Source organism: Brachybacterium sp. GCM10030268 (assembly GCF_042666305.1).
Taxonomy (GTDB): Bacteria; Actinomycetota; Actinomycetes; order Actinomycetales; family Dermabacteraceae; genus Brachybacterium.
On record NZ_JBHTCW010000002.1, the window covers coordinates 631,349 to 642,579 of the forward strand.

At 71.5% G+C, this 11,231-nt stretch carries 7 protein-coding genes; 5 read left to right on the forward strand and 2 right to left on the reverse strand.

Annotated features, from left to right (window positions below):
- Window positions 1-354: 354 nt before the first annotated feature.
- The 5 genes from ACFQRD_RS05875 (at window position 355) to cobA (ending at window position 6,840) form a co-directional block, all read left to right on the forward strand.
- Window positions 355-2,112: a nitrite/sulfite reductase gene (locus tag ACFQRD_RS05875; RefSeq protein WP_377016396.1), complete on the forward strand. Its 1,758-nt coding sequence runs from the start codon at window positions 355-357 to the stop codon at window positions 2,110-2,112.
- The gene (locus ACFQRD_RS05880; RefSeq protein WP_377016394.1) at window positions 2,109-2,933 is read left to right on the forward strand and encodes a phosphoadenylyl-sulfate reductase; all 825 of its coding nucleotides are present in this window, start codon (window positions 2,109-2,111) and stop codon (window positions 2,931-2,933) included. The genes ACFQRD_RS05875 and ACFQRD_RS05880 overlap by 4 nt, the downstream gene beginning before the upstream one ends.
- Window positions 2,930-3,928, forward strand: coding sequence for a sulfate adenylyltransferase subunit CysD (cysD, locus tag ACFQRD_RS05885; RefSeq protein ID WP_377016392.1), 999 nt, complete (start codon window positions 2,930-2,932; stop codon window positions 3,926-3,928). The genes ACFQRD_RS05880 and cysD overlap by 4 nt, the downstream gene beginning before the upstream one ends.
- Window positions 3,928-5,250, forward strand: a complete 1,323-nt coding sequence (locus tag ACFQRD_RS05890) for a sulfate adenylyltransferase subunit 1 (RefSeq protein WP_377016389.1) — start codon at window positions 3,928-3,930, stop codon at window positions 5,248-5,250. Before cysD ends, ACFQRD_RS05890 begins: the two co-directional genes overlap by 1 nt.
- Window positions 5,251-5,313: 63 nt before the next feature.
- Window positions 5,314-6,840, forward strand: a complete 1,527-nt coding sequence (gene cobA, locus ACFQRD_RS05895) for a uroporphyrinogen-III C-methyltransferase (protein WP_377016387.1) — start codon at window positions 5,314-5,316, stop codon at window positions 6,838-6,840.
- Between the two features lie 7 nt (window positions 6,841-6,847).
- Here the strand turns inward: cobA and ilvD are convergent, their stop codons facing one another.
- Both ilvD and ACFQRD_RS05905 read right to left on the reverse strand, forming a co-directional pair.
- Window positions 6,848-8,680 carry a dihydroxy-acid dehydratase gene (gene ilvD, locus ACFQRD_RS05900; RefSeq protein ID WP_377016385.1) on the reverse strand — a complete coding sequence of 611 codons (1,833 nt, stop codon included), beginning with the start codon at window positions 8,678-8,680 and terminating at the stop codon, window positions 6,848-6,850.
- Between the two features lie 66 nt (window positions 8,681-8,746).
- Entirely contained in the window at window positions 8,747-11,140 is a 2,394-nt protein-coding gene (locus tag ACFQRD_RS05905) for a GNAT family N-acetyltransferase (protein WP_377016383.1), read from the reverse strand.
- Window positions 11,141-11,231 lie beyond the last annotated feature (91 nt).

Here is an 11,231-nt window from a genome sequence, read left to right on the forward strand (position 1 = left end):
GGTAGCGGCGCCGGGCGATCCCTGTCCCCCGCGCCTGCCGACCCCCTCACAAGGGGCCGGACACGAAAAAACCCCTCCAGCCGACTGGCTGACGAGGGGCGCGCGGAGGACGTCTCGAAGAAACGAACGGGCGTCAGCCGCGCTCGATGACTACGAGAAGGATCGTCTGCATGTCCACAGACTAGGGCGTCGGGCTCGCGTCGCACCAGAGGTCCGCATCGCGAGACACGGATCACCGTCGGAGCCCGTCCAGCCCGCGCCACACCCGGGGCACCGGTGAACTCCCCGTGACTCATACGGACACAAACCCCTTAGCGCTTGTGTTCGGGCACATAAATTTGCATTATGGGCGCCATGAGCCGAACCGATACTGCGACGAGCTCGCCAGCCGACACCTCGCCCTCCCAGGCCTCCCCGGCCCCCTCAGGCATGGCCCGACCCTCCCGGTCCGGGAAGCCGCAGGGGCAGTGGAAGGTCGACGGACCGGAGCCACTGAACCACAACGAGGAGTTCAAGGCGGAGGACAACGGGCTCAACGTCCGCGAGCGGATCGAGACGATCTACGCCCACGAGGGCTTCGACTCGATCCCCGACGACGATCTGCACGGTCGCTTCCGCTGGTGGGGGCTGTATACGCAGCGCAAGCCCGGCATCGACGGCGGGCGCACCGCCCAGCTCGAGCCCCACGAGCTCGAGGACGAGTACTTCATGCTGCGCGTGCGCACCGACGGCGAGGCGCTCTCGCCGCGCGCCCTGCGGGTGCTCGGCGGCATCTCGACCGAGTTCGCCCGGGGCTCTGCAGACATCTCGGACCGCGAGAACCTCCAGTACCACTGGATCGAGGTCGAGAACGTCCCCGAGATCTGGAGCCGGCTGGCGTCGGTGGGCCTGGAGACGACGACGGCCTGCGGCGACACCCCGCGCGGCTTCCTCGGCAGCCCGGTGGCCGGCATCGCGGCCGACGAGATCATCGACCCCACCCCCGTGATCGCGGAGATCAAGCGCCGCTTCATCGGTGACCCGGAGCTGGCCAACCTGCCCCGCAAGTTCAAGACGGCCATCACCGGCCACCCCAGCCAGGACGTGGTCCACGAGATCAACGACATCTCCCTGGTCGGTGTGGTCCACCCCGAGCTCGGCCCCGGGTACGACCTCTGGGTCGGCGGCGCCCTGTCCACGTCCCCGCGGCTCGCCGAGCGGCTCGGGGCCTTCGTCCGCGAGGACCAGGCCGCCGACGTCTGGCACGGCGTGGTGCAGATCTTCCGCGACTACGGCTACCGGCGCCTGCGCAACAAGGCCCGGCTGAAGTTCCTGCTGGCCGAATGGGGCACGGAGCGCTTCCGGGAGGTGCTCGAGACCGAGTACCTCGGGTACCAGCTGGCCGACGGGCCCGCCCCGGAGGCTCCCACCGGCCCCTCGGACCACATCGGGGTGCATCCGCAGAAGGATGGCCGGTTCTACATCGGCGCCGCCCCCATCGTGGGCCGCGCCGGCGGCGATCTGTTCACCCGGCTGGGCGACCTCGTCGAGAGGGTCGGCGCCGACGCCGTCCGCCTGACCGCGTTCCAGAAGCTCGTCGTGCTCGGAGTGCCCGCCGAGGGCGTCGACCAGATGGTCACCGGGCTCGAGGAACTGGGACTTGCCACTCGCCCCAGCCCGTTCCGCCGCTCCACCATGGCGTGCACCGGCCTCGAGTTCTGCAAGCTCGCCATCGTCGACACCAAGGACACCGCCGAGCACGCGATCACCGAGCTGGAGCGCCGCCTGGCCGATATCGAGCCGGAACTGGATGAGCCCATCAGCCTGCACATCAACGGCTGCCCGAACTCCTGCGCCCGGATCCAGACCGCGGACATCGGTCTGAAGGGCCAGATCATCACCACCGACGAAGGCGAGCAGGTCCCGGGATTCCAGGTCCATCTGGGCGGCTCCCTGGCCTCTCCCGGGCTCGATGAGCCTCAGCTGGGCCGCACCCTGCGCCGCCACAAGGTGGCAGCGCGCGAGCTCCCCGACTACGTCGAGCGAGTCGTGCGATGCTACGTGGGGTCCCGCGCCCAGGGTGAGTCCTTCGCCGCCTGGGCCCATCGCACCGAGGACGAGGAGCTCCGATGACCACGACCGCGACCGCACGGACCACCCGCCTGCGCGCGCTGGCGGAGGACGCCTCGCAACGTTTCGCCGCCCTCGAGGACACCCTCGGGCCCGAGGAGCTCGCCGCAGCCGTCTCGGCCTGGGCGGCCGAGACCTTCGGGGAGTCGCTGGCCGTCGCCTGCAGCATGGCCGACGCGGTGCTGCCGCACGTGGTCTCCCAGCATCAGCCCGGGGTCGATGTGCTCTTCCTGGAGACCGGCTACCACTTCCCCGAGACCCTCGCCACCCGGGACCGGGTCGCCGAGGAGCTCGACGTGACCGTGGTCGACGTGCTGCCGGAGCGGACCGTGCCGCAGCAGGACCAGGAGTTCGGGGCGAAGCTCCACGACCGCGATCCCGGCGCCTGCTGCGCGATGCGCAAGGTCGATCCTCTGCGCGGTGCGCTGGGCGGGTACGACGCCTGGGTCACCGGCGTGCGCCGCGAGGAGGGCCCCACCCGTGCCGGGACCCCGCTGGTCACCTACGACGAGAACTTCGATCTGGTGAAGATCAACCCGCTGGCGACGTGGTCCTTCGAGCGGCTGACCGCCTACTCCCGGGACCGGGAGCTGCCGGAGAACCCGCTGCTGGAACAGGGCTTCCCGAGCATCGGGTGCGCCCCGTGCACCCGCGCCGTGGCTCCCGGCGAGGATCCCCGTGCGGGCCGCTGGGCGGGCTCCGCGAAGACCGAGTGCGGGCTCCACCCCGCCGGTGACGACACCCGCCCGTCACCTCAGCCTGTCACCCTGCCCGTGCCCACCCGGAACCTCATCTCCGTGGACCCCGAACAGGAGAACCGATGACGACTCTGGCCCAGGCCGGCTCCTCCGGCTCTGCCACGCCTGCAGACCCCGCCGTGTCCGCCACCGCCGCCCCGGCGGTCAGCGCGCTGACCGCCGCCTCGAAGGACTCCGACCTGCTGGACGTGCTCGAGAGCGAAGCCATCCACATCATCCGCGAGGTGGTCGCCGAGCTCGAGCGGCCGGTGATGCTGTTCTCCGGCGGCAAGGACTCCGTGGTCATGCTGCACCTGGCGGCGAAGGCCCTGTGGCCCGCGCCGATCCCGTTCCCGGTGCTGCACGTGGACACCGGGCACAACTTCCCCGAGGTGCTCGCCTTCCGCGATGCCACCGTCGAGCGTCTCGGCGTCGACCTCCACGTCGCCTCCGTCCAGGAGTACCTCGACGACGGCCGACTCCAGGAGCGGCCCGACGGCACCCGCAATCCCCTGCAGACCATTCCCCTGCTGGACGCGATCGAGGAGCATCGTTTCGATGCCGTCTTCGGCGGTGGTCGCCGCGACGAGGACAAGGCCCGCGCCAAGGAGCGCATCTTCAGCCTCCGCAACGGCTTCGGCCACTGGGACCCCAAGAACCAGCGGCCCGAGCTATGGCATCTCTACAACACGCGGCGCCGCCCCGGGGAGCACGTGCGCGTCTTCCCGCTGTCGAACTGGACCGAGCTGGATGTGTGGCGCTACATCGCCCGCGAGAACATCGAGCTGCCCTCTCTCTACTACGCGCACGAGCGCGCGGTCATCGAGCGCGAGGGGATGCTGCTCTCCCCCGGCGACTGGGGCGAGCTGCGTGAGGGCGAGGAGCCTGTCGTGCGCACCGTCCGGTACCGCACCGTCGGCGACATGTCCTGCACCGGCGCCGTGCTCTCGGACGCCTTCGACGTGGAGGCGGTGATCGCGGAGGTCGCCGCGACCACCGTGACCGAGCGTGGCGCGACCCGCGCCGACGACCGCCTCTCCGAGGCCGCCATGGAGGACCGCAAGAAAGAGGGCTACTTCTGATGACCAGCACCGACGTGCTCCCGGACCTCACCGGTCGCTCCGAGGCCTCCGGGCCCACCCTGCTGCGTCTGGCCACCGCCGGCAGTGTGGACGACGGCAAGTCGACCCTCATCGGGCGGCTCCTGCACGACACCAAGTCGGTGCTGGCCGATCAGCTCGCCGCGGTCGAGGCCGCCAGCCGTCAGCGCGGCTGGAAGGGCGAGCTGGCCGACCTGGCGCTGCTGACCGACGGCCTGCGCGCCGAGCGTGAGCAGGGCATCACCATCGACGTCGCCTACCGCTACTTCGCCACGGCCGGCCGCTCCTACGTGCTGGCCGACACCCCCGGCCACGTGCAGTACACCCGCAACACGGTCACCGGGGCCTCCACGGCCGACGTGGTGGTCGTGCTGGTCGACGCCCGCAAGGCCGTGGTCGAGCAGACCCGGCGCCACCTGGCGGTCGCCGCCCTGCTGCGCGTGCCCCACGTGATCGTCGCGCTGAACAAGATCGACCTGGTCGATGACCCCCAGCGCGTCTACGAGGAGGTCACCACCCAGCTCGGTCTCGTCAGCGAGGCCCTGGCGCTGCGGGATCTGCAGGTGGTGCCGCTCTCCGCGCTGCACGGCGACAACGTCGTCCAGCGGTCCGAGCGCACGCCCTGGTACGAGGGCCACACGCTGCTCGAGCTGCTGGAGACGCTCCCCCCGGGGCGGGCCCTCCAGGACGGGGCGTTCCGGATGCCGGTCCAGCTCGTGATCCGGCCGCAGCACGGCGCCCGGGACGAGGCCCATGTCGAGTACCGCGGGTACGCGGGCCTGATCACCTCCGGCGCGGTGGAGGTCGGCGACGAGATCGTGGTCGCCGACTCCGGCCGACGGACCACCGTGGCCGGCATCGACCGCGCCGATCAGCCGGTTCAGCGGGCCGAGGCGGGGCTGTCGGTCACCCTGCGCCTCAGCGACGACCTCGACGTCTCCCGCGGCGACCTGATCGCGGCCGGGGATCCCCCCACCCCGGCCGAGCAGGCCTCTGCCGTGCTGTGCTGGCTCTCCGAGTCCCCCCTGCGTGCCGGGGCCCGCGTGCTGGTCAAGCACGGCACCCGCACCGTCCAGGCCCGCGTGGTCGGGATCCACGAGCGCCTGGACATCATGAGCCTGGAGAAGGTCCCGGCGGAGACCGCCGAGCTCAACGACCTCGTGCTCGTGGACCTGGCCTTCGCCCAGCCGCTCCCGCTGGAGTCCTACCGCAGCTCCCGCGACGGCGGGTCCTTCATCGTCATCGATCCGCAGGACGCCACCACGCTGGCGGCGGGGATGGCCGGCGCGCAGCTGCGCGCCTGAGGGACCTCATGTCCCTCGACATTGTCGCCGTCCCGGTCGACGCGGGCTGAGGCGGGGCGAGAGATGCGCGATCTGCCCAGCACCGTGCTCGACCCCGGGTCCGTCGCCCTCGTCGGCGGCGGTCCGGGCGCCCTGGACCTGATCACCGTCAGGGCCCTGGACCTGCTGCGCCAGGCCGACGTGGTGGTCGTGGACCGGCTGGGGCCGGTGGGCCTGACCGAACTGCTCGAGGACGACGTCGAGATCGTCGACGTGGGCAAGATCCCGGGCGGGCGCTCGACGTCGCAGCAGGCGATCAACGATCTGCTCGTCCAGCACGCCCGCGCGGGCCGGCGCGTGGTACGGCTCAAGGGCGGCGATCCCTTCGTGCTCGGCCGCGGTGGCGAGGAGGTCCTGGCCTGCCGCGCCGCCGGCGTGCCGGTCCAGGTCGTGCCCGGGGTCAGCGCTGCGGTCGCCGGGCCTGCGGCCGGCGACGTCCCCGTCACCCACCGCGGCACGGCTGTCGCGACCCACACCGTCAGCGCCCACGGGGACCTCTCCCCCGCCGATCTCGCCGCGCTGCGGGATCCCGCGACCACGACCGTGCTCATGATGGGGCTGGGATGGCTGCCGCGTCTGGTCTCCCAGGCCCTGCTGAACGGCGTCGACCCGCAGGTGCCGGTGGCCGTCGTGCAGGACGCGACGATGCCGGGGCAACGGGTCGTCCACGGGACGCTCTCCACCATCGCCGACGTGGTGCGGGAAGCCGGGATCACCTCCCCCGCCGTGATCGCCGTCGGCCGCACCGCCGCCGAGGGCTTCCTGACGCCTTCCCAGCGGAGCGAGCCCGCCGGGGGTGGTGAGCCCGCACGCCCGACCCCGGATCCCGCCGCGGGCCCGACCCTCATCGGCTGCGCCCACGGCACCCGGGACCGCCAGGGACGCGGCGTGATCCGCTCACTGCTGAGGCGGGTCCAGGATCAGCTGCCCGACGTGGCGGTGCGGGAGGCCTACGTCGACGTGCAGACCCCGGAGATCACCGACGCCGTCCGGGCAGCGGCGCCCGCGCTGCCCGAACGACGCACCCGGGAGTCCGATGCCCCTGCGGCCGCTGTGGTCGTCCCGCTGCTGCTCTCGACGGGATTCCATGTCGCCCACGACATCGCCCAGGCGATCCGCGACCGCGCCTGCGTCGCGAGCGGTCCCCTGGGCCCCGACGCGCGTCTGGCGGAGGTACTGGCACAGCGACTGCTGGAGGCGGGCGCCCAGGAGGACGACACCGTGGTGCTGGCCGTCGCCGGCACCCGCGATCCCGACGGCCAGGCGATGGCCCGACAGATGGCGCAGCTGCTGAGCGACCACCTCGAGCGCGAGGTTACCGTCGGATTCATCTCCGCCGCACGCCCGTCGGTCGCCGAGGAGGTCGCCCGGCGCCGGGAGAGCGATGGACAGGACCGGCGGGTCGTGCTGGCGAACTATCTGCTGGCCCCCGGGTACTTCCACGGCCTCCTCGCGGACGCGGGAGCCGACGTGGTCGCGGCGCCGCTCGGCGACCATCCCCTGGTGGCGGACATCGTGGTGGACCGCTACCAGGGGATGATCGGGACCTGAGGACCGCTCAGGGCAGGGGCCGACGGGTCGCGCCGTAGGTCGCCGACCGCACGAGATGCGCGTAGACCTTCAGGGCCTGGGAGACCTGGCGCTCGCGGCCGTCGGGGCGCCACGGCAGGGGTCCCTTGGCCTCGCGGCGGCGAGCCAGCTCGTCCTCGTCCACGTCGAGCTGCAGCAGGCGCTTGTCGACGTCCATGACGATCCGGTCACCGTCCTCGATCAGTCCGATCAGTCCGCCCTCGGCCGCTTCCGGGGAGATGTGGCCGATCGAGACGCCGCTGGTGCCGCCGGAGAAGCGGCCGTCGGTGATCAGCGCGCAGGTCTTGCCCAGGCCCCGCCCCTTGAGGAACGAGGTCGGGTAGAGCATCTCCTGCATGCCGGGGCCTCCCTGCGGCCCCTCATAGCGGATGACGACGACGTGACCGGCCTGGACCGTCTTGTCGAGGATCTTCTGGACCGCCTCCTCCTGCGAGTCGCAGACCACGGCGGTGCCCTCGAAGTGGAAGAGGTCCTCGGTGATTCCGGCGGTCTTGATGACGGCACCGTCCTCGGCGAGGTTGCCGCGCAGCATGCACAGCCCGCCGTCCTTGGTGAAGGCGTGCGGGACCGCGCGGATCACTCCACCCTCGGTGTCGGTGTCCAGCTCCTTCCACATGTTCGTCGACGAGAACGCCTGGGTGGTCCGCACCCCGCCGGGGGCCGCGTGGAACAGCGCGTCGGCCTCGGCCGTGGCGCTGCCGCCGCGGATGTCCCAATCGCGCAGCCAGCTGTCGAGGTCCGGGGAGTGGACGGAGTGGACGGTGTGGTCCAGCAGGCCGGCCCGGTCGAGCTCTCCGAGGATCGCGGGGATACCACCGGCGCGGTGGACGTCCTCGACGTGGGCGGTGCCGTTGGGCGCCACCTTCGACAGGCACGGCACGGAGCGCGAGAGCCGGTCGATGTCCTCGAGGCCGAAGTCGATCTCGCCCTCGATGGCGGCGGCGAGGATGTGCAGCACGGTGTTGGTCGAGCCGCCCATCGCCACGTCCAGGCTCATCGCGTTGGCGAACGCCGCCTTGGTGGCGATGCTGCGCGGGAGAACCGACTCGTCGTCCTGCTCGTAGTAGCGCTTGGAGAGTTCGACGACGGTGCGGCCGGCGCCCAGGAAGAGCTCCTTGCGGAAGGCGTGCGTGGCCAGCGTGGTGCCGTTGCCGGGCAGGGAGAGCCCCAGCGCCTCGGTCAGGCAGTTCATGGAGTTGGCGGTGAACATGCCCGAGCAGGAGCCGCAGGTGGGGCAGGCGTTGTCCTCGATCTCGGCGAGCTGAGCGTCGGTGATCGACTCATCGGCCGAGAGCGACATGGCATCGACGAGGTCCAGACGGTGCTCGGTGACGCCCTCGACGGGCTCGCCGGACTCCATCGGGCCGCCGGAGACGAAGACGACGGGGATGTTCAGGCGCATCGCGGCCATGAGCATGCCCGGGGTGATCTTGTCGCAGTTCGAGATGCACACCAGCGCATCGGCGCAGTGCGCGTTGACCATGTACTCGACCGAGTCGGCGATGATGTCGCGGCTGGGCAGGGAGTACAGCATCCCGCCGTGGCCCATCGCGATCCCGTCGTCCACGGCGATGGTGTTGAACTCCTTGGCGACCCCACCGGCTTCCTTGACCGCGCCGGCGACCAGATCGCCCATGTTCTTGAGGTGGACGTGGCCGGGGACGAACTGGGTGTACGAGTTCGCGATCGCGACGATCGGTTTGCCGAAGTCGGAGGTCTCCATGCCGGTCGCGCGCCAGAGGGCGCGGGCACCGGCCATGTTGCGGCCGTGGGTCGAGGTGCGGGAACGGAGCTGAGGCATGAGCGCGATACTACGCTCCGACATGCGAGATGAGCGCTCAGCATCCGGACAGTGGACGAGGGGTCGTCAGCCGGTGGCGCGCGCCACGGGATTGAGCATCTCCCCCGCCAGCATCGTCGACCCGGCAGGATCGGACAGGTCGACCATCTCCAGGGTGTTGCGCAGCTGCAGGCGGTTCAGGCACGCGTGGGCGAAGGTCTCCGCGCGCAGATCCACGTCGTCCGCGAGCCCGCGGGCGACGTCGGGATGCTCCTGCTCGTGCTCGTCCAGCACCGAGGCGACCGCTCGCCAGAAGTCGTCGGCGCGCAGCAGTCCGTCGGCCTCGAGGATCCCGCTGAGGTGGCGCAGGACGCCGTCCAGCACGTCGGTGAGGACCAGCTGGGCCTTCTCGGTGCCGGGGATCGGCACGCGGATGCGCTCGATGTCCGCTGGCAGGGAGCGGGGCCCGACCACGGCGGTCTCCTCGCCGATGTCCTTGAGGAAGGCCCCGACCACGCGATGGCCGGCCAGGCGCAGGATCAGGTTCTCGCCGTGCGGCATGAAGGCGAGGTCGTGGGCGAGCAGAGCATGCACGATCGGGCGCAGGTATGCCCGCAGGTAGTCCCGGACCCAGGTGCCGGCGTCCACCCCCGAGGCCCGGATGAGTTCGCCCACGGAGGAGCGTCCCTCGTGATCGCGGTGCAGGAGGGAGGCCATGGTCACGGCCCGCTCCCCCGCGGCGAGCAGCGGCAGCGGGTTCTCCCGCCACAGGGCCGCCAGCATCTTGCGGTACGGGTTCGAGGTGGGCGTGCGGTGGTGGATGTCGCCGGTGTACCCCAGCGAGGAGCGCTCACGCAGGACGGTGAATCCGAGCCCGGCGAAGGTCGGGTCCTGGCCGATCACGCCGGCGACCCAGTCGTTGATGGCAGGGGTGTCCCGCATGTACAGCGGCGAGAGCCCGCGCAGGAACCCCATGTTCTGGATGCCGAGGGCGACCTTGACGTACGGGGCGCCCTCGCGGGTGAGGTCGAAGAAGGTGCGCAGGGACTGCTGGGCCTGGTACTCGCCGGCTCCGGGGCCGAGTACGACGAGGTCCTGGCGCGCGACCTCGGCGGCGAAGGTGATGGGGAGGCGGTGCTCGGCCTGCCAGGGATGGACCGGCAGCAGGTGGTACTGCGCCGGGTCGAGCCCGCGGTCCTCCAGGCGCTCGGCGAAGGCGCCACATTCGGCAGGGGTCAGCGCCGCCTCGAGGTGGGCCTGCTCGTCCAGGCCGTCCCCGAGGGCGAGATGGCTCTGGTCCCGACGGGCCGCGACCCAGATGAGGCGCACCCGCTGGCCCTGCTCGGGCGCGTAGGCCCGGTAGTCCGGCAGCGAGAAGCCGATGCGGCCGTTGGTCGCCAGGAAGCCGGGGTGACCGGCGGTCATCGCGGCCTCGGTCTCCTGCAGGCCCGCCTCGAGCAGCTCAGGGGCCGTAGGACGCTCCCCGGCCCGCGCGGCGTGCAGTGTGTGGCAGGCGGCGGCGAAGGTCGAAGACAGCTCCTCGAGATAGGTCGACAGCAGGTCATCACCCAGGCCGAGGACGCTCTGGAAGGCGAGGACGAATTCGAGCACGTCGAGGGGCTCGTGGTGAGAGGGCTCGGAATGGCCGGCGCCCTCCCCCGCGCAACGCACGAGAGTGTCCTCCTCGATCAGCCAGTGCTCCAGCGGCAGCACCTGCGCCCGGAACCGGTAGCTCGCTGCGGACTGAGGGACGGGCAGCTCCCACCAGCCGCCGCCGAGCTCGCGGGGATGGAGCATCCGCTCGTGGGAGAACTCGGAAATCGCCTTGGCGAGCAGGCGGCGGTGGACCGCCCCGCCGACCTCCGGGGACAGGTGGGCATGGGGATCCTCCTGCCCGGTCCACCCCTGCCCGAGGACGGAGGCTGCGAAGTTCTCCCGGGTGCACACGCTCAGCGCCGCGCGCTTGGTCGCGCCCTCGTCGGTCACGTCGACGTCACCGAGCACCCGGAAGCCGGCCGCCGCGTTCTTGGCGCGGATGGCCGTGCCGCGCACGTCGGGCTCGACCACGACCCGCCGGGCGCCGCGGCCCGCTGCCGCGCCGGAGGCGGGATCGGGCCCGTGCGTGCCGAGGCAGAAGCGCATCACGGCCGCCATCACGCGGTCGGTGAAGCCGTGCTCGCCCTCGCCGATCGGTGGGGCCACCAGCAGATGCATGCCGAGGTCGCCGCTGCGGTGGTCCAGTGCGCCGGGCGGGAGGAGCGTGGCGGGGTCGTAGGTCTCGAGGTAGAAGCGCGGCTGCTGATCGACGAGGCCGATCCAGGAGCCGGCGTGATCGCTCGCGGCGATCGTCTCGAGATGCGAACGCACCTGGTCGCGCGTCGCACCGACCATGCCCCAGGCGGCGGAGCGGGGGTGGGTGAGCCAGTCGTGGAGGAGGTCGAGATGCTCGGCGGGCTTGAACGGGCCGATGGTGATGCTCACTGGGGGACCCTCCTTAGTGCGGCCTTGTTCGGTAGGGTCGTGACCACTCGGTCCCGGCGGGTGCATGGCCTAGGATGCGAGCCGTTCGACG

Bases quoted from the DNA above. Each gene is read 5' to 3' on its own strand.
- ACFQRD_RS05875 (WP_377016396.1), top strand. From the start codon at position 355: ATGAGCCGAACCGATACTGCGACGAGCTCGCCAGCCGACACCTCGCCC.
- ACFQRD_RS05880 (WP_377016394.1), top strand. From the start codon at position 2,109: ATGACCACGACCGCGACCGCACGGACCACCCGCCTGCGCGCGCTGGCG.
- cysD (WP_377016392.1), top strand. From the start codon at position 2,930: ATGACGACTCTGGCCCAGGCCGGCTCCTCCGGCTCTGCCACGCCTGCA.
- ACFQRD_RS05890 (WP_377016389.1), top strand. From the start codon at position 3,928: ATGACCAGCACCGACGTGCTCCCGGACCTCACCGGTCGCTCCGAGGCC.
- cobA (WP_377016387.1), top strand. From the start codon at position 5,314: ATGCGCGATCTGCCCAGCACCGTGCTCGACCCCGGGTCCGTCGCCCTC.
- ilvD (WP_377016385.1), bottom strand. From the start codon at position 8,680: ATGCCTCAGCTCCGTTCCCGCACCTCGACCCACGGCCGCAACATGGCC.